22 protein-coding genes and 1 pseudogene are annotated in these 18962 nt (G+C 37.7%); 11 read left to right on the top strand and 12 right to left on the bottom strand.

Annotated features, from left to right (window positions below; all coding sequences use genetic code 11):
• On the top strand, positions 1 to 541 hold a 541-nt coding region (locus F597_RS0113910; RefSeq protein WP_019540367.1), incomplete at its 5' end, for a restriction endonuclease subunit S.
• Here F597_RS0113910 and F597_RS20880 read toward each other — a convergent pair.
• Positions 536 to 1045 (bottom strand): restriction endonuclease subunit S, encoded by a 510-nt coding sequence (locus F597_RS20880; protein WP_019540366.1) that lies wholly within the window; start codon positions 1043 to 1045, stop codon positions 536 to 538. The two genes, F597_RS0113910 and F597_RS20880, sit on opposite strands and share 6 nt — an antisense overlap.
• A gap of 86 nt (positions 1046 to 1131) precedes the next feature.
• Between F597_RS20880 and F597_RS0113900 the strand changes: the two genes are divergently transcribed.
• Positions 1132 to 1935: a tyrosine-type recombinase/integrase gene (locus tag F597_RS0113900; protein ID WP_019540365.1), complete on the top strand. Its 804-nt coding sequence runs from the start codon at positions 1132 to 1134 to the stop codon at positions 1933 to 1935.
• A 39-nt stretch (positions 1936 to 1974) separates the two neighbouring features.
• Here the strand turns inward: F597_RS0113900 and F597_RS22065 are convergent, their stop codons facing one another.
• Positions 1975 to 3222, bottom strand: coding sequence for a restriction endonuclease subunit S (locus F597_RS22065; RefSeq protein WP_281167192.1), 1248 nt, complete (start codon positions 3220 to 3222; stop codon positions 1975 to 1977).
• A gap of 234 nt (positions 3223 to 3456) precedes the next feature.
• On the opposite strand from F597_RS22065, the gene F597_RS0113890 reads away from it, so the two are divergent.
• A complete protein-coding gene (locus F597_RS0113890) occupies positions 3457 to 4989 on the top strand; it encodes a DUF4062 domain-containing protein (RefSeq protein ID WP_026327473.1) in 1533 nt (510 codons plus the stop codon).
• 186 nt (positions 4990 to 5175) lie between these two features.
• Here the strand turns inward: F597_RS0113890 and F597_RS22430 are convergent, their stop codons facing one another.
• From F597_RS22430 to F597_RS0113870, 4 genes are all read right to left on the bottom strand, one after another.
• Complete coding sequence (locus tag F597_RS22430; protein WP_019540362.1) at positions 5176 to 5340, bottom strand: hypothetical protein; 165 nt, start codon at positions 5338 to 5340, stop codon at positions 5176 to 5178.
• Positions 5341 to 5546: 206 nt separating this feature from the next.
• Positions 5547 to 6293, bottom strand: coding sequence for a CPBP family intramembrane glutamic endopeptidase (locus tag F597_RS0113880; protein WP_019540361.1), 747 nt, complete (start codon positions 6291 to 6293; stop codon positions 5547 to 5549).
• Between the two features lie 45 nt (positions 6294 to 6338).
• Entirely contained in the window at positions 6339 to 6470 is a 132-nt protein-coding gene (locus tag F597_RS22990) for a hypothetical protein (protein ID WP_019540360.1), read from the bottom strand.
• Between the two features lie 5 nt (positions 6471 to 6475).
• Complete coding sequence (locus F597_RS0113870; protein WP_019540359.1) at positions 6476 to 7177, bottom strand: hypothetical protein; 702 nt, start codon at positions 7175 to 7177, stop codon at positions 6476 to 6478.
• Positions 7178 to 7537: 360 nt separating this feature from the next.
• Here F597_RS0113870 and F597_RS22910 point away from each other — a divergent pair.
• A pseudogene (locus F597_RS22910) lies at positions 7538 to 7675 on the top strand (helix-turn-helix domain-containing protein); the annotation flags it as partial.
• A 61-nt stretch (positions 7676 to 7736) separates the two neighbouring features.
• Here the strand turns inward: F597_RS22910 and F597_RS0113865 are convergent.
• The 5 genes from F597_RS0113865 to F597_RS22900 form a co-directional block, all read right to left on the bottom strand.
• Positions 7737 to 8639 (bottom strand): nucleotidyl transferase AbiEii/AbiGii toxin family protein, encoded by a 903-nt coding sequence (locus F597_RS0113865; RefSeq protein ID WP_019540358.1) that lies wholly within the window; start codon positions 8637 to 8639, stop codon positions 7737 to 7739.
• Positions 8632 to 9399, bottom strand: a complete 768-nt coding sequence (locus F597_RS0113860; protein ID WP_026327472.1) for a type IV toxin-antitoxin system AbiEi family antitoxin — start codon at positions 9397 to 9399, stop codon at positions 8632 to 8634. The genes F597_RS0113865 and F597_RS0113860 overlap by 8 nt, the downstream gene beginning before the upstream one ends.
• A gap of 184 nt (positions 9400 to 9583) precedes the next feature.
• On the bottom strand, positions 9584 to 9913 hold the full coding sequence (locus F597_RS0113855) for a hypothetical protein (RefSeq protein ID WP_019540356.1): 330 nt from the start codon (positions 9911 to 9913) through the stop codon (positions 9584 to 9586).
• A gap of 312 nt (positions 9914 to 10225) precedes the next feature.
• Positions 10226 to 10375 (bottom strand): winged helix-turn-helix transcriptional regulator, encoded by a 150-nt coding sequence (locus F597_RS22905; RefSeq protein ID WP_245542044.1) that lies wholly within the window; start codon positions 10373 to 10375, stop codon positions 10226 to 10228.
• Positions 10363 to 10578 carry a hypothetical protein gene (locus F597_RS22900; protein ID WP_245542041.1) on the bottom strand — a complete coding sequence of 72 codons (216 nt, stop codon included), beginning with the start codon at positions 10576 to 10578 and terminating at the stop codon, positions 10363 to 10365. Before F597_RS22900 ends, F597_RS22905 begins: the two co-directional genes overlap by 13 nt.
• A gap of 540 nt (positions 10579 to 11118) precedes the next feature.
• On the opposite strand from F597_RS22900, the gene F597_RS0113845 reads away from it, so the two are divergent.
• Both F597_RS0113845 and F597_RS0113840 read left to right on the top strand, forming a co-directional pair.
• Positions 11119 to 12159, top strand: a complete 1041-nt coding sequence (locus F597_RS0113845; RefSeq protein WP_019540354.1) for a ligand-binding sensor domain-containing protein — start codon at positions 11119 to 11121, stop codon at positions 12157 to 12159.
• An 84-nt stretch (positions 12160 to 12243) separates the two neighbouring features.
• On the top strand, positions 12244 to 12882 hold the full coding sequence (locus F597_RS0113840; RefSeq protein ID WP_019540353.1) for a hypothetical protein: 639 nt from the start codon (positions 12244 to 12246) through the stop codon (positions 12880 to 12882).
• 187 nt (positions 12883 to 13069) lie between these two features.
• On the opposite strand, the gene F597_RS0113835 is transcribed toward F597_RS0113840, so the two are convergent.
• Positions 13070 to 14425: a serine hydrolase domain-containing protein gene (locus F597_RS0113835; RefSeq protein ID WP_019540352.1), complete on the bottom strand. Its 1356-nt coding sequence runs from the start codon at positions 14423 to 14425 to the stop codon at positions 13070 to 13072.
• A gap of 494 nt (positions 14426 to 14919) precedes the next feature.
• On the opposite strand from F597_RS0113835, the gene F597_RS0113830 reads away from it, so the two are divergent.
• The 5 genes from F597_RS0113830 to F597_RS0113810 all read left to right on the top strand — a co-directional run bounded on the left by F597_RS0113830 (position 14920) and on the right by F597_RS0113810 (position 18772).
• Complete coding sequence (locus tag F597_RS0113830; RefSeq protein WP_019540351.1) at positions 14920 to 16011, top strand: PDDEXK nuclease domain-containing protein; 1092 nt, start codon at positions 14920 to 14922, stop codon at positions 16009 to 16011.
• Positions 16012 to 16132: 121 nt separating this feature from the next.
• Positions 16133 to 16423: a DJ-1/PfpI family protein gene (locus tag F597_RS20870; protein ID WP_019540350.1), complete on the top strand. Its 291-nt coding sequence runs from the start codon at positions 16133 to 16135 to the stop codon at positions 16421 to 16423.
• A gap of 581 nt (positions 16424 to 17004) precedes the next feature.
• The gene (locus F597_RS0113820) at positions 17005 to 17571 is read left to right on the top strand and encodes a dihydrofolate reductase family protein (protein ID WP_019540349.1); all 567 of its coding nucleotides are present in this window, start codon (positions 17005 to 17007) and stop codon (positions 17569 to 17571) included.
• Between the two features lie 90 nt (positions 17572 to 17661).
• Positions 17662 to 18093: a hypothetical protein gene (locus F597_RS20865; RefSeq protein WP_019540348.1), complete on the top strand. Its 432-nt coding sequence runs from the start codon at positions 17662 to 17664 to the stop codon at positions 18091 to 18093.
• 214 nt (positions 18094 to 18307) lie between these two features.
• Entirely contained in the window at positions 18308 to 18772 is a 465-nt protein-coding gene (locus tag F597_RS0113810) for a PH domain-containing protein (RefSeq protein ID WP_019540347.1), read from the top strand.
• Positions 18773 to 18962 lie beyond the last annotated feature (190 nt).

Raw genomic sequence — 18962 nt, 5'->3', positions numbered from 1 at the left:
CTCACATTATGAGAACTTGCCGTCAGGATGGACAGAATGCTTGTTAGGAAATATTGGAAATTGGGCTTCCGGTGCAACTCCTAATCGTTCAAACACATCTTATTATAATCATGGAACTATTAGCTGGCTCAAAACTGGAAACCTTAATGATGGTGATATTACTAACATTCCCGAGAAAATTACTGAAAAAGCTCTTGAAGAATGTTCTCTCAGATTGAATCCCATAGGAAGTGTGTTGATTGCAATGTATGGAGCAACAATTGGCAAAATAGGAATTCTTGCTACTCCTTCTACAACAAACCAAGCATGTTGTGCCTGTATAACACACTCTGGAATAGATAATAAATTCTTATTCTACCTATTAATGTCTCAGAAAAACAATTTGCGGATGAGGGCAGAAGGTGGAGCACAACCTAATATCTCAAAAGAAAAAATAATCAATTATAGAATTGCTCTCCCTCCTTGTAATGAGCAGATTAGAATAGTTCTCAAGATACAAAAACTCTTTAATAAGTTAGATGAAATTATAGAAATATTATGATCCATCTATAATGGATTTCAAAATTGAGAACAAGTTTTCGATTAAATCTACAATCTTTATCTGCTCATTCATCGGAGGTAAAGGAAATGGAATATTGTTTAATGCTGATTTTGTAAGATGTTTAATGGTTACCCCTTTAGTGAACTTATCAAGCAGGTTTATATCATTATATAGCCAAATAGCATACAGATAAAAGTAAGGATGAATGAGTTTATGGAATCGTATGCGATGTATTGCATTTTGATATAATATTGAGTTTTTATAAGCCCAAACAGCACATCTTCCAGCTTCTCCACCCTCACAAATTAGTAAATCATCTTTTTTGATAGTATACCGTGGTATTTCTTCATCCTCGAATTTCATTTGATTGAGGTCGTTTAGATCTATGCTTCCCCAACGAATATTGACACTACGCAGGTATGGCCTATAAGTCCCTTTGTTTTTTGCCTTATCAAGTGTCTTACCTAAATCACTCTGTGCGATATCTTCTAATCGACACCACATCCAACTTTTGGGAATCAGAAACGGCAAGTTCTCATAATGTGAGATAGGTCAGATAATTTTGTGCTGTATTAATCAAAAAAAGATATATGGTAACAAAATTTCAAAAATCATTAGACAAAAGTGATTTGTCAAAAAACACAATCACATCGTATGTATGGACGGTTAATTATTTTCTTACAAATTACGAATCTGTAAGTAAAGAGAATCTGTTAGCTTACAAAGGGTATCTATTGGAACACTTCAAGCCACAAACGGTTAATCTGAGGTTGCAAGCGATGAACAAGTTTCTTGAATTTATCAAGAAGGAAAAATTGAAACTGAAGTTTGTTAAGGTTCAGCAAAAGAATTTTCTCGAAAACGTAATCAGTAACGCTGATTATAAGTTTTTTAAATCAAAGCTAAAATCGGATGGGCATACAGAGTGGTATTTCGTTGTTTGGTTTTTAACGGCAACAGGAGCTCGTGTAAGTGAATTGCTTCAAATCAAAGCCGAACACGTACATTTAGGATATCTGGATATGTATACAAAGGGTGGAAAAATACGCAGGCTCTATATTCCTCAAAAACTCCGTATCGAAGCAGACAAATGGTTAGAGGCTAAAAATCTGCAATCCGGGTATATATTTCTCAATCGCTTCGGGGAAAGAATTACCACACGAGGGATTTCTCAACAGCTCAAGCATTTTGCCACAAAATACGGATTGAATATTCAGGTAGTCTACCCACATTCTTTTCGTCATAGGTTTGCCAAAAACTTTTTGGATCGATTTAATGATATTGCTCTTTTAGCTGACCTTATGGGACATGAGAGTATCGAAACTACTCGTATCTATCTCCGTCGTACCGCCAGCGAACAACAAGCTATCGTGGATAAAATAGTAAATTGGTAGATCGACATAGATTCTTGAAAGCGTAGTTTTTTTCTAAATCTACGCTTTCGTTTCTTCAGTCACGAAGTCTAAAAAAACTGAAATTTGCTCTATCTTATTGATAATCCGTTTTTGTTCTTTCATAGGTGGAATAGGATACAGGAATGATGTTATATTATTATTATTTATGGAGGGGGAATTATCTCCTTTCATAAAGGCATTTAACCCGTCAATGACATATGATGATAACATTAAATAATATAAATATTTCGGATAAAGCATTTGATTGGGTTTGCATACAAAGAATCCTGTTGATGCAATACCATCTTGATAAATCTCTTCTACGAATGCAATATTTTCTAAATATGGTCTAACCATAGAGAATAGAGTATCACCCATCGCCAAACCTCGACTAGCTCTACTTGGGGCTTCTGAAACTTTTAGAGATTTAGCCCCACTTATGATATGTTGCTTATTATCAATAGATTTAATGTCAATATATAGAAATATTTCTCCTGTCGGTTTCTTGCTCTCCATAGGGTTAAAACATTCGTAACCATGTACCCAAATCCAATTTTCCGGTATGTCAAATGGATAATGTGAGTTATCACTTGTTCTTGAAGCCGTCTTTTTACTTCTAGGATGCTTCGCTTTTATGCGTTCGAGCAACACAGACGCGGATTCATCTTTTGGGTCTTGCGGAACGAGCTTGCCCCGTATAGCAAGATTGAGAATCTTGGATTTGAGAGATTGTACCTCATTAGATAAGCTTTCTTTGTCATTTTCGAGATTCTCAATTAGATTAAATAGATTATTGATTTGCTGACCAATACTCTTTTGCTCCTCCAAAGGAGCAAAAGGTACTAGCCAACGCTCCATCTGTGTCAATGTAACACGGGTTATCCCTACACCTTTCATATTATTTCTTGTGGAATTATAGCATGAAGGCGATTGCAAAAATCGCAATAAGTAGTTATTGTCTATATGTTTTAAAGGTTTAAGCAACGCCACACTGGACAACATGCTAAACGGTTCTTTCAAAGAATTAATGGTTGCAATTCCTGTAGTTGCTCCGTCTTTAATATATAATATATCTCCCTCTTCTGGATTACAACGAGAAAAAATCTCAGCATGAATATCTCTAGACACAAAGGTGATGCCGTCTAAAGATATTCCGGTACTTTTTATGTTTTTTGCCGTAACATACATGTAGTCTCCTTCTTGAGTATTGGCTGGAGAGTGGTGTGTTCCATCTGTCAATTTGGAGAGAAGGGACTTTAATCTACACCACTCCCAATTCTCCGGAATCTCAAACGGTATTTCTTCATCAATACATTTTACCGTTCCGTCGGCGAACTTCTCGTAATATGATTTATGGAGTGCCTTCTCTTTCTAAATATGATGTCAAAATCGTTTTAGTAATTCATAAAAATGGAAAAGTATCAGTAAATTATTTGGGAAAGTCATTGGTCTTGGCATAGCTTATTATTATCTTTGAAATTCTAATTAAATGAATATGGCAACAGACTCCATAAAGGCATTATGAATAAGATTCGAGTCTTCATAAGTAGTGTTCAAAAAGAATTCGCTAAAGAACGGCAGATGCTTTTTGACTATTTAATGAGCGATCCGTTATTGGGACTGTTCTTTGATCCTTTTGTATTTGAAAGGATGCCGGCAGTTGATCATTCCGTCCAAAACGTCTATTTGAAAGAAGTAGAACAATGTGATATTTACCTTGGCCTCCTGGGTCGCTCATATGGGTACGAAGATGAAGAAGGGATATCCCCTACTGAGAGGGAATTCGATCATGCCCGGCAACTGCATAAGACCAAACTCATCTTTTTAACGAACCATCGTGATGAGGACAGGCACTCAAAGGAGATCGATTTTATCCGTAAGGTGGAAGGACTGGTGGTGCGGAAAGAATTCTCATCCTTCTCCGATTTGAAAGTCTCAGTGTACACTTCATTGGTTCGCTACCTCGAGGAGAACGGATATATCCGGACATCCCCTTTTGACGCTACATTCAATAAAAAGGCGTCAATGGATGACCTAAATGTTCAGAAAATAAAGGATTTTGTAGTCGTTGCACGGCGTAAGAGAGGTTTCCCCTTATCGGAAGATGCCCCGGAGAGGAATATTCTAACCCATCTAAACCTTATACAGGATGATCAGTTAACCAACGCTGCGATCTTGTTATTCGGAAACCAGCCGCAACATTTCTTTTTATCATCCCATGTTAAATGCGCTCATTTTCATGGAACGGAAATAACGAAACCTATCCCTTCTTATCAGACGTATAAGGGGGATGTGTTTCAATTAGTGGATCAAGCAGTGGATTTTGTCCTCTCGAAAATCGATCTGGAAGTAGGAGAACGTGCAGGTTCTACGCAGGCGGGTACAACATATGAGATACCCAAAGCCGCGGTGGCAGAGGCTATTGTGAATGCAGTTGCACATCGCGATTATAACAGTAATGCCAGTGTACAGGTCATGTTGTTTAAAGACCGGCTGGAAATATGGAATCCGGGGCGATTGCCATATGGCCTGACTCCCGAAAAATTAAAAAAGCCGCATAGTTCCATCCCGGCTAATCTTTTACTGGCAGAACCGATGTACCTCGCCGGTTATATCGAGCGGATAGGAACAGGTACGGGTGATATCATCCGCTGGTGCAAGGGCGCAGGATTGCCAAAAGAGCCGGAATTCATTCAGGAAGATTTTTTTAAAATTATCATCTGGAGGAAGGATTCAGAAGTCGGTGCCACAGGACAAGCTACAGGACAAGCTACAGGACAAGCTACAGGACAAGCTGTAAAGAATAGTATTCCCGAAGAAACACTGAGATCAATCAGAAAGATAGTTCATATAATCGATGAAAGTTCGACACGTGAAGAGCTGCAAGAAGCGTTGGAATTGAAAGGCAGAGATAACTTCTTAAAGAACTATCTCTATCCGGCTATTGAGTTCGGTTACGTAGAAATGACCTACCCTAATACTCCGAATCATCCGGGACAACGCTATCGATTGACCGGGAAAGGATTTGAATTAAAAAAAGATCCATCAAAATAAGAACAATGAACAAATTCCAGTCGACATATCGGGTGGAATGTACAAAGGGGCCGGACATATTCAGGCGTGAAGCAGGGAGCGTTGGCAGCCGGTCTTACTCTCTATATTCTATGTTTTGAGGCGCGTAAGCCGAATTTGAGCCAATAATTACAAAAATAACGAACAATACGAACAATTAATGAACGATTATTTTTTGAAAAAATATTTTGCACCTCTTCCCTTTGCACCTGATGACTTTAATATGCCTTTTTCAACTATTTCTCCAAGTTCTTCTGATGATAAGGTCGGTTTAGTTTCATTGATTTCTATGTAGTCACCTTTATCCGTTTCATGTAAGTTTACATCAACCAAAATTCCTAATGTATCTCTTACTTTATTGGGTATGTCTTCCAGCAGTTTTTTTGAGTCTGTAACTCCTATGAATTTTATACCTTCGGAGGAGCAAGCTGTTGCATGGGAGGCCGATTACCGAAGTATGCAAACCAATATGATTCCGGGAGAATCAAAGTCATGTGCTGAATTAATTGAGCAATTAACGGAAGTTCTTGTATTTCTATTCAGTTTAAGAAGTAGAAGATACAATAAATCATGCCCAAATTGAAAGCGGAATGACAAATTATTGCACCCAAAATTGAATCTGATTTTTTTCTACATAAATAAAACAGGATACTCGCTAAAAACATACTCAAAACCCAAATAAATGTTGGTATTGTAAATAGTTTCCATTCATTATTTATAAACACCAATCCGAAATGTGATATATGAGTTAAAGCAAAAGCAGAACTGTCAATGATTGATGCTTTGATATTTCCGAACGATTTTTCAAAACTTGAATGAACAATTCCCCTGAAAAACAATTCTTCTCCAATTGGACTAAAAATCATTCCCGTTATCGCCATTATTATAAACATTATAAGTTTATCATTTGGTTTTATCTCAACGGGAATATTATATGATTTTCCAATATAAACATACCAATTTTCAAATGTGTTTTTATAGAGTAAATCTCCGAAAAAATAAAGCAAAACACTGAATGCCAATCCTAATAAAAAACTCCAGATTAGCCAGGAATATTTTTTTGGTTTGGTTATTCCGATTTGCTTTCGTCCAGATTTATTAAGGAATAAGAAAGGTGCAATTGCAGAAATAGTCATAATTAAACCAATATAACCATAGTTTGCAGTTTCATTTGCTCTTAGAACTAAAATGAACCGAGGAACACAAATTATTAAGATTAAGAAAAGTCCAAATTTCCAGTTAAAATCAAAAAAATTTCTCCAAAAGGGTTTTAATTCATTTTCCATTTTTTCTTTCTATGACATAGGTTTCATATTCTATTTCAACCAGTGTTATATCCTATATCTCCCGTCAAACCGTTTCAACGAATTCTGTAGGAATGTTATGGTATTAATCACTTCAAAGTGATCGGCGGCGAGTTCGATCAACTCCCTGAAAGCTTCGTTTTCGAAATGTAAATTCATCGACACTATATTGTTTTATAGGGCAATTCAAACCGTGTGGTCGGACAAATCGTCTTTGCAAGCTGTTTACTCAAATCAGGGTGATTAGCCTTTCTCAGCATATCGCCCAATATTTTCCGAACCCTGGGAGGATAATTTGTAGCCAAAGATACAATTTTTTCAAGGTCTGCAGTGGATAACGGCGAGACATGTAAATCATATATCCTATTATAGGCTTGTTGAGGAGTTGTTCCCGGAATATATTTCAAATCCTTCATCGCATCCAACATACGGACCAGACGCAATGTATTTTCATTATCCGGTATATCTACATAAGCTTTTACACACTCAACCGATAGTTTTTTGAACCTGAACGGACGTACAGGCTGGGGCACAGCAATGGTTATTACAGATGAAACCTGTTCCGTTAGCGACATTTTATTATAGATATATACTCCGGTTAGGTATCCGTCTAATTTACGGGTTAAGTAATTCAGTTGTTCGTCCTGATATATGGGCAATACACCCAATCCCAGGCTTGATTGTTTAGGCCGGTAATATGCGCCCTTCTCTACCCTGGCCAGCTTCTTCCCTTTTGCTAACTCCGAAAATATAACTGCTACGTTCGCAAATTTCTCCATAGGAAAATCAAGATCCGTGAAGGTAAATATTTTCCCTTCAGGAATAGTCTCTATTTGCTTTATTATATTTGATCTGAACGATTTCATTTTTTTCTTTTTACAAAGGTATAAAAATAATTATGTTTTTACATGTAAAAACATAATTATTTAGAGCAAGTATTTTAAATCTGAACAGAGGAGATGAAAATATTGATGGCAATTCTCCTGAATCAACTCAAAAGTGATTTTAGCATATTGTATCCTCAAATAAGCCAGTCAGTGATTGGCGAATAATTTCCGATAATAAAGAGATAAGGAATGGAAAATAAATCGCCCACAAGTTGTGGGGAAATTTGATTTTTGGTGTCTTTTAATTCAACAATATCCTTGCAAATTCCGTTTTATCCTGACCCCTGTATTAAATTCATTCAGGCAAGCCTCTTTTATGAAAGGCTTTAAGGGGTCAACATGGTAAAACAGATACTACATTTACATGACCTTGGCTACGGGATCAAGACGATCTCACGTGAGCTGGGGGTATCCAAAAACACGGTCAAGCGATATTTACGCCAGGCCGAATCCAAAGGGTTGCCACCGGAGGCAATTTCTTCCCACAGCAACGAGGCATTGGAGCATATCCTGTTGGATGATAATGCGGAAGGCCGGGTTATTTCAAAAGAAACTTTCGCAACTTATCTATGCCTGCATCAAATTTATCTGGATTCGTTTCTTTCAAGTTGTGGATATTTTGCAGTTTCCATTTCACCGAAGGATATCCGCTCAAATCTCCGGCACAACATTTATCCCACTCCGGTTCTCCTTGCTCAAAAGACAAGAGGAATGTTTTATTGTCTTCATTTAAAATATTATTTACTTTGTCTATCAATTCCAAACGAGTGGTTTTATAGTCTTCGTATGTGAATGGTATATCCGTCATTCCCTTGAATTGATTTTCTAAAGCATCTTGCTGATCAATCGGATTCGGCTGTAAGGATTCCAATATCGGTTTATCACTACCCAAAAGACAGAAAATCAATCCGTCTTTCACGTCATCGAGCGAATCAATCGGCATATACTTACAATCGAAAATATCCCGTGGGTGCTGGCGACTTAACGCAGCAGATATTTTTCCGCCATACAATTGCGAAAACGATACAATCTGAGCTTTACAACTCATATTAAACTCCGTTTGGGCTTTGTTGCAAAGGTTTTTATCTTCGGTAGCCCCTACAAGACCTCGTTTTGTAGCGTTTACTTCAATCTTCACAGTCGCTCCGTCCATAACACATAGTAACTTCCAAACATTCGGCTTGTGAGTAATCCGAACACCCGGGATTGTTTTTTCAATCATCTTCTTTAGCTCAATTAAGTGAGCATTAATCGTCTTCAGGCTTTCTTCTCGTTCTTGAATCGGAATATAGGTTACATCGATATCAACGGAATAGCGTGGCATATTTTTGTGAAACAGATTGATAGCCGTTCCTCCATGCACTGCAAAATCTTTTATTTTGTAAACCAAAGGCATTATTCTTATCAGAAGTGCCACTTGCTTCTTATAAAGTTCATTCATAATCGTGTAATTCTTTAGGAACGGTTATCTTATATTTAGGTATGTAAACTCCATTCTTTGCTAATTGAAATTTTGAAGTACCTAATGTTATTTTATCAGTATCAAGCAAATTGAACCACTCATGTCCTGCTTTCTCTGACATATAGAGAAACATACGTTTCACCTTTAGATTATCCGTGTTTTCTAAAAGAAGTTGCAACACTTCCGGGCGAAGTGGTGTCAATTGCTCCATGATATAGTATAAATCCATATACGTATATTGCTTTGGAGCCAGCAACAGACATTCGAGAAAAGCCTGCTCAGGAACAGAAGCATGCAAATGCGGATAGTCGGGATTGAATTGGGTTAATTGTTGCCTGGAAAATGTTTCAGTCGAAAAAAACATCATCGTATAGTCAAACTCTCCTTCTTTCATCCACAAAGGAACTGGTTCTTCTTTTGGATGCGAAACCAGCAACAAAGGCTTACCCATAGGAACATAATGAGTGAAACCTACAAATTCCAATGCGGAATGAGCAGCGATATGGTAATTCTTTCCCAGTTGGTTATTATAACTTTCAAGTATGGCAAAGGAACGAAGTTTATCTCCTGTACGAAACATAACCCCTCTTGACAAAGGAGTAAGCCATCCTGAATCCCTGTACCCTTTAAGCAGTTGGTCGGAATAGCCATTCTCTTTTAACCATGCAGAAAAATACAAGCCTCCGGGATTGTTCTGCTGCAAAAGTCGGTTTAATTTACTCGTTTCATCTATACTCATAGTATATTTCAATGAAATAATTTCAACTACAAAGATAGTAATTTCTTCAATAAACAGATACAAATGGTTGAAAATAATTACTCAATCTATACTAATAATATATCTCAATGGATTATCTTCAACTTCAAATCTATCTTTCGCAACAAATATACTTGCTATTTCATGTTTAGTTTAAACAAAAATATTATATGTTATATTTTCGAGCATCCTCCCGCAAGGGATTAAGGTATATTTCCCGTAGTTTGTTCCTGGAATTGAATCCTATTAATTCCTTAATATCTTCAATGTTCCGAGGCATTAAGCAAGCCAGTAAAATCTGGAACAATGTCATTGTTCTTTTATTGAACAACTCCACCCCTTTTTCGCTCCAACTCCACCCCAAACTATACTCTTTTGCAAAAAAGAAGTTGCTTATATTATCATCTCCTCCATATTCAGGAGCAATATCCAAAGCGACGATAGCGTTTACGGCTTCCGGGTTGAGTTTGTATCTGTCTAAGGCAACGAGTTCCATTAAAGTCTCAGCTTTTTCCTTTCCCAAAACAGAAGCTACTAATGGTATAATGGTCTTAAACAAATCATCTTCGATAAAGAGAGGTTTAGTATTTGGTGTGTAGATACTCAGATATTTATTTACATTCCGTACTCCAGATCCTATTTCATCTACCCAACTGAATTCAGAAAAGAATTTACGGATATTAGGGTTCTTTGCATAAGGATTAAAGTTGTCAACCGATAATACTACAATGATATACCTATCTGATTTACTGAAAGTTGCATTTTCTATTTGTACCGTGTTTGTACCGAGAAGTTTTTAAAGAATAATTCACTTGCCTGTTCTGTCGGAACCTTCTCTCTTAATAATTCCTTCACGAACCAGATTTCGCAAATGATATTTAACTCCATCGACGGTTATATCTAGAATGTCAGATAACTCTTTGCGAGTTATAGTCGGATTTTCTTTTATAATTTGCAACAATCTATTCTGGGTAGTTTCTGGGTAGTTTCTTCATTTTCCTGGATAATATCCACTCCGAAACCTTCCTCAAAATACTTTTCCGAGACTTTTTCCATTACCCTGAAAGCAGTTATCAGGGAAAAATCGAAAATTGCTTTACCGTTACCGTTTTCTTCCAACTCCTTTTGTACCCGATAAACACCCCGACTGAAACGATTCACATAACCCAATAATTTCATCGCCACACATCCACACCCGTGCCGGATCAACATGTCGCACAAGGAGGTCAATTCGGAGGTAAGCGTGTCGAAACGTTACCCGCAAATTTTCTCCCTCTGTTCGCTCAACACACAAGGGAATATGCCATCTTTATGAACGTCAAGGCACAGGCGTTTTTCATAAATTGTTGGGGGTTTAATTAATACCAGGGCTCCAGAGCCTATTAATTACTTGTAAAGGTAATAAGTGTGCTTCGGACACGTGGTACGAAGAGCCTAAGGAAAAGGGTGGCCTTGATTTTTATTACATCGGCTTGGATATAGGAAAAAATTCATGTAATTTTGGATACTGAGACGTAGTGTGTCCCTAATATGCAGCAACTTGCTCAAATGCAAAAGAGACAAAAGGGAACAAACACAAAGCACACAGCTAATAATGAATAATTTAGATCAAATAATGAAAAGATCACAAAACCGGGTTTACGCATGTTATAAAATTCGTATTTACGAATGTTTCATCTTTATTACGTAAATAAAACGTTAATGGCAAGCCAAAAACAGGCGTATGATAGTATATACATGATTTTAAAATACAATATGATGAAAACTTTAAACTTTGTTTTACTGATTCTGATTTCAATGATTAATTTTTCATGTGAAAAAAATGAAGTAGATGATACACCTTCTTTAACATGGACAAAGTATACTACCAATGATGGACTATCAAATAACAATATACACGCTATTGCAATTGATGCTTCAGATAATGTCTGGATAGGTACTAACTCTGGAGTATCTAAATTTGATGGCGTAAATTGGACAAATTATACTGGTTTCGGGGGCTCACCGGTTCTGGCTATTGCAATTGATAAAGAAGAAGTTAAATGGTTTGGGACACATGGAGAAGGTATTGTGAGTTTAAATGGAACTACCTGGGAATATTATAAAAATGATGAAAGTTTTTCCAATTGTAATGTGAGCAATATTATCACTTCGATAGCGATAGATGCAATAGGAAATAAATGGTTCGGAACAATTAGTGGTGTGGCAAAATATGATGGGGTCCATTGGACATCTTACAGTACGAGTGATGGGTTAATAGACAATTCGGTTACTTCAATTGAGATTGATAAACAAGGAAATAAATGGTTTGGAACCTATGGAGGTGTTTCAAAATTTGCGGATAATAACTGGACCAACTATAGCTATAGCGTAAATAATACAAATGGAATCGCAGGTAATGGAGTAATGTCAATAGTGACAGATAAAAAAGAAAATAAGTGGTTTGGAACTTTGGGCGGTTTATCTGAATTTGATGGCGTAAATTGGACAAAACATGCCACGGAGACGGAATGGTTGGTCGCGGGTTCTCCTATTCTTTCGGCAAATATTGACACTAAAGGAAATCTTTGGTTTGGTTCAAATGGATGGGGTATTTCTGTTTTTGATGGAGTAAAATGGACTACTTATACAAAAGTTAATGGATTAGACATTGACCCTGTTCATGCAATTGCGATAGATTCAAAAGGTAATAAATGGTTCGGAACTTCTACTGGCTTACTTAAACTGACAGATGATAATTAGTAAAATAGAAAAAATAGCCAGCCATCAACATTTCATACATGTGCTCGTTATCCGCAATTTTGAACGACCAGAACATTTAGACAAATGAAACAACAATATTTAATCTATGGACTTGTAATAGTTGTGGCAATCATCTTGTTTCTTGCGTGGACAAGGCTGAAAAATCAAAAGCCACAGCCTGACACAAACACGAGAAGACCGCCAGAAAACATTTTTCCAACCAGCAAAGTCGTAAACGACAAACTTGTAATAGTTGAAGATGCAAGCGAAAATGACATCAAGAAAATATTACAGGAGTTTTGTAATTCATACAACAAAGAGACATATCAGGCTATTCCAAGATTGACAAAACTGTCAGACAGAAAATTTGCAATAACTTTTCCGTATGACATAAATTTTGAAATTTACTGCTACTTTATCAACTATGTAAACTACCCAATGGGTTTTGACAGACATTTTAAAACTATTGGTTGGGCAACGACAAGACCAACTGACACCTGGACAACGGAAAAAAGTGTAAATAAAAATGTAATGTTGTTCGTTAGCGACTTTGACACCGAATATGACAATGTTTTCTTGACGACATCTGACAATATTGGTTACAAACTTGGTTTTGCAATGGGCGAAGAAAAACAACCATTGAACAGCCCTGAAAAATGTTATGTAAAACCACCTATAAACGTGGACGAATTAGAAACGAATGAAAGTATTGATTTTAAATAAAACTCCTGGTAATAATCGCATTGGTAATAGGCGACACGTCAAGATGGCATCAGAGATATATCTCCTAATATCCAGGTAGATTTATATTCTGTTATGGTTGATGATAAAAAATCTGGGTGTTGGGTGTTCATGTAATTTTGGATACTGAGACCTGGCGTATCCCTAAATAGTCTTTAATTACATCCGTTTACTTTTCCTTCGTAAAAAACCTTTCCCTGCCGTCCCGTTTTATCGTCATCTGGCTTTTCGTGGTGTCGAATTCAATAACGATGCCCGTAGGGGTGCCGTTATCAATTTTGAATTTATCCTGGGCCGTTGCTTCAAGCGGGACCGAGGATTGTGCCCCAGGCGGCTGCGCATAAAGCGTGGTGCCTTCCCTGGTTATCGTAAATTTCACGGGAGCGTCGGTTGTCGTATAAACTCCGATGTATTTGTCCAGCACTTCCGAACTGATAGCGATTGATTCAAAGGTGGGAATCTGAAACGGTTTATTGTAGTAAATGTCGACAACGCCGCCTACAATATCCTTTACCGGGTAAACCTTCGCATTCGTGGTGTAGGCGACGGCCAGTTTTTCTTCCGGCAGGTAAGCCAGCCACGCTCCGTAATTGTCGGCCCCGCCCGTGTGCCCGTAGAAAGTCTTGCCGGCGAAGTCAAATGTCACCATTCCTAACCCTTCGTCTTCCCTCATCGTTTTCATCAGGTCGAGACTCTCCTTTGACACTATCTTCCCGTCGAACAGCGCCTGAATGAATCCAGCCAGGTCGTTCGGCGTCGAAACAATTGCACCTGCGCTGAAGAGGAGACCTGGATGGGTCTCGGGTACCTGTTTCCAATCGCCACCAGGAATCATAAAATAAGTAAGACTTTCATTCTTGTTCACGTCAATGTTCCCGGTCGCAGTGTAGGTATCCCTGAGCCCGATCTTTGTGGTAATTTTTTCCTGAAGGGCCGCCTCGTAGGATTTGCCGGTTAACTTTTCAATTATAATACCCAAAACGAAATAGCCGGAGTTGCTGTAAAGAGACTTTGTATCCGGCTCGAAATCGGGCCTGGCTTTTACAATAAGAGCGAGGTGTTCTTCTTTTGTCATGGGGGTCGTTTTCTCATTCCCCTGACTATTCTCCTTAAGGCTTATGTTAGGGATACCGCTTCGATGCGAGAGTATTTGCAGGATAGTAATTTTATTGGCGTTCGGCACTTGCGACAAGAATTTGTCGAGTGTGTCGGTCAGCTTCAGTTTTCCTTCATCTACGAGTTGCAGGATCATCGCGGCAGTGAACATTTTGGTGATCGAGCCGATCCGGAACCTGCTCGTCGCGGTTAAAGGTTTCTTTTCGGTGCCGCTAACCCGGCTGTAGCCGATGGTGCGGGTGTAAAGAACCTTACTGTCTTTGATGATGACGAGACTTCCCATTGCCTTATTCTTTTCGGCAAGCCGGTCAAAAAATTGATCGAGTTTGGCTTTGTCCAGCGTCTGTCCATATGTTGTGGTAAACAGTGCCAGCGTCATTATTGTTCCAAATAATATTTTAGTGTTCATAATCCTGATTTTTCTTTTTTACAAATACAAAGTACTTTGAGATGCAAAGTTAATTAAAGTACTTTGTATTTCAAAGCCCTGTTCGAAAAAGTTTGAAAAAACATTTCGAATTATTTATTTAGAGAGATTCGTAATGACAAATAACAGCACAAAACATCGGGTATAAAATACAGCGGTTTTTAATAGTATGCGAAGCGTTGATGCTGGCAGCAAGATTCTTAACGGGTGATAGAAATGCAGTTCCCTAATCTACTACATTTCATACCCGTAACCGTTGTAGGCAATTTTGCGTGAGTGATACGAATTCACATAGCGAATGAAAATTATTTTGAATAGTATGCAACTGACAGACAAAACTTACAATCAACTGTCAGCAAAAATCTTTTTAACGAACCATCGTGATGGGGACAGGCACTCAAAGGAGATCGGTTTTATCCGTAAGGTGGAAGTAATCTACAGAAATTCATTATTTTTGTACTTTATATCTTATTCTGATGATAGTTAAGCTACAAAATTTCGACCAATTAATTGACAACATCTGTCAAACTCATAATGTATTACAAGAGAATGCAAAGAGAGTCATTAATCAAAATCTAACCATTCGCAATTGGCTTGTCGGATACTATATTGTTGAATACGAACAAAACGGAGAGGACAGAGCGAAATATGGGAAGCAGCTTATTGATGTAATGTCTAAATCCATACGAGCTAAAGGACTCCGGGGTTTTTCTCCGATGGCTTTACGAACATGTCGAACTTTCTATAAGACCTATCCACAAATTCAACAGACAGTGTCTGTCGAATTTAAAGATGGAGAAAACAATTTGATGATTCAACAAACAGCGCCTGTCGAATTGGATGAAAGCCTAAATCTTCCTCCGGAATTACTTCTCTCAAAATTGTCATATTCTCATTTCATTGAGTTGATTAGGGTTGACGATCCATTGGAGCGTCTTTTTTATGAGGTAGAAGCTATAAAAAATAATTGGAGTATAAGAGAATTAGAACGTGCAATTGGAACTTCTTTATTTTTTCGTACAGGAATGTCGGTTAATAAAGAGGCAGTAATTGCTAAAATAAAAAACCTGAAACCGGAAAATAACATAGATGTTATCCGCAATCCCTTTATTCTTGAATTTCTCGGACTGGAAGAAAAAAGTCAATATAGCGAGTCGGATTTAGAACAAGCCATACTAACTCATTTACAACAGTTCTTAATGGAATTGGGTTTCTGTTTCGAAGCTCGACAACGACGAATAACTTTTGATAATGAGCACTATCGTATTGACTTAGTCTTTTATCATCGAATCCTAAAATGTCATGTTCTTATTGACTTGAAGATTGGCAAATTTACTCATGCTGATGCCGGCCAAATGACTTTATATTTAAATTATTACGAAAGCGAAGAGACGGCTGAAGGGGATAATCCCCCTATCGGAATTATTTTATGTGCGGATAAGAGTGATCCCCTTGTTAAATATACCACAGCCGGCAAAGATAATCAGCTATTTGTTTCAAAATATCTTCTTGAATTACCGGATAAAAAGGTTTTGGAAAATTTTATCCGGAAAGAGATCGATGGGTAATTATGTTCGTAATCAAAGTAACCAGCGGCCAGTTGGATCAACTCCCTGAAAACTCTCATCTTTATTGCGTAATTAAGACGTTGTAGGCAAGCCAAGATAACCTTCACTGAAAAAAATCGATATGAAAAATAAAAAAGTATTATTATTTCTTGCACAAGGACTCGAAGAATATGAAGCTGGAGTATTCACAGATGTGATTGGTTGGAGTAGAGTGTTAGGAATTGAACCTGTTGATATGATAACCACAGGACTTAGACCTGAGATTAAATGCAAATGGAATTTAATTGTTCGTCCTGAGATTGAATTTGAGAAAATCAATATCGAAGATTATGACGCATTAGCAATTCCAGGTGGTTTTGAAGAGGAAGCATTTTGTGATAATTCGGAAAAACAGGTATTTGTCTGCCAATAAGCTTTTAATTAATGACATGGAATAACTACCCACAACTCACTGCGTACACAATTGACATGGACACACCTTCGTTCTCTCATGGGAATTAAGGGCAAATTGGCACGTTCTTTCCACATAGAAATGTGCCGTATCAAGCATTGGGGTAGAAATCCTGTCTTTTTCACGACAGTTTTCCTGTCCACAAGGAATGGAAAATAAATCGCCCACAAGTTGTGGGAAAATTTGATTTTTTGGTGTCTTTTAATTCAACAATATCCTTACCGAGTGCTTTTACTTGCCTTTATCCGGCTTTTCCTGGGTAGTATCACTCTGAAAGGAAAAATTCTTGTAATTTTGGATACTGATATCTAGCATATCCCCAATATGCAGCAACTTGCTCAAATACAAAAGATGCAAAAGGGAGCAAATACAAAGCACACAGCTAATAATGAATGATTTGGATCAAATAATAAAAAGACAACAAAACCGGGTTTTCACATGTTATAAAATTCGTATTTACGAATGTTTCATTTTTATTGCGTAATAAGACGTTAGCGGTCATTGTAGGACGACCCACGAAACAGACTGACAAAAAAGAAAATATGAAAAAAGTAATTGCAGCCATGAATATGACGCTTGACGGGTTTTGTGACCATACCTCAGGTGTCCCTGACGAAGAAATACATCAACACTACGCTGACCTGTTGAGAAGCGCTGATACAGCTTTATATGGCAGGATAACCTACCAGCTTATGGAATTTTGGCGAACCGTGCTGGAAAATCCCACAGGCGATAAAGCAATGGACGACTTTGCAGTCGCAATAGACAACACTCCGAAGATTGTTTTTTCCCGCACACTGAAAAATGTAGATTGGAAAAGCGCGAAATTAGCAAGTCAAGACCTTGAGAAAGAAGTGTTGGAACTCAAACAACAATCGGGTAAAGACGTCTTTGTGTGCAGTCCGAGCTTGATTGTAGCTTTGACGAAACTTAATTTAATAGACGAATATCAACTTTGTGTCCACCCTGTAATCGCAGGAAGTGGTTTGCCGTTATTTAAAAATATCAGCGAAAAAATTATGCTTAAACTCATAAAGACCAAAACATTTGGCAGTGGTGCAGTCATTCTTTATTATGAACCGACAAATGAAAGAACAACGAACCGCTAACAAGGATTTGGCGTTAGTAACCACCCTGTGAATAGCATAGTGATAATAGAGATAACAGGAAGATTTATAACACTATAATAAAATAATCATATGATGAAAATCATTAGTTTGCCGAAAAAGAAACAAAGTATACGAGTGCTTAATATGATCACGGCAATTTTTATTCTTGGATCGTTATTTGGTTGCGCAACTGGTTCTACAATTATTACCGGAACGAAAAGATCCGCGATTAGTCCAAATGAAGTGAAAATTTATCTTGATCCTCCTGCGGAATACGAAAGTATTGGAATAATTGAAGTTTCTAGTGATGTAATATTTTCAAGACAAACAGCACAAGATAAAGCAATGGAAGCTTTGAAGTCGAGAGCAGCTAAAGTTGGAGCTAATGGAGTGCTTTTAACCAATACAGGAAGCCAGTCAGTAGGAACAGCGGGATATTATTCTAATGGTATTTTTTATGGAGGTGGTTCGAGTGATAAAATACTCGCACAGGGAAGAGCAATATATGTAATTCAGGAATAAGATCACGGGAAAGCTAATAGGTGGCGTCTAACAAGGGGTTTAGCGTTAGGTTTACCGAATTGCGATTTTGGGGTTTCGTCTCCCGCATAAGCGTTCGCCCCGGTTGACAGGACTTCGTCCCGCGAACCGCCCGAACGCCAAGCCGCGGCCCGTTGTATGTAAGCCGGCACAACGATATAGAAGACTGAAAATTAATATAATAATATAGTAAATAATGGAAGATCAAAAAGTATTCAGGTCGCGCATTAGCGTATTGCTACTCGGCTTCACATTGGCAATATTTATCCCTTGTACCATACCGATGATTAAACATATGATAATACCAGGTCTGTTCATTATGGGCGGTTCATTTTTGTTTATAGTCATTCTGTTTACAGGAATGCGCTACATCATATCAGGGGACAAACTGTTCGTGAAAATAGGAAATATTCCCTGTGGAAGTGTGAAAATCACGAATATCATTTCGGTGGAACGTTCGTATAATCCTCTTTCGTCACCTGCCGCTTCTCTCAAGAGATTGAGTATTAGTCTCGATGGAAAAGCGAAATTCCCGTACATGCTAATTTCACCGGTTAGGGAGAAAGAGTTTATTGAGGAATTGAAGATGCTAAACCCAAACATTTTTGTCCGTGTTCCTGACAAAAAGGGAATATGGCGTGTACAGGATTGGGACATATAGAAAAAAGAATTAACAATGTGCGTTTGTTATTGGGCAGGAACCTTTTGCCTAATTTCGAAATTGTTCAAAGTATTTGTTGCGGAAAGCACTTTTTCTACAGTTGGTTTTTCTAATTCCTGATCAGTGATTAATTGTTAAGTTAAAGTCACTCCCCAAATAATAAATTATAATTTCGTCTTGCATATAAGAC

Source organism: Proteiniphilum acetatigenes DSM 18083, assembly GCF_000380985.1.
In the GTDB taxonomy this organism is placed as follows: domain Bacteria; phylum Bacteroidota; class Bacteroidia; order Bacteroidales; family Dysgonomonadaceae; genus Proteiniphilum; species Proteiniphilum acetatigenes.
The sequence above is the reverse complement of the archived record's forward strand: the minus strand, read 5'-3'. Positions and strand labels throughout refer to the sequence as shown.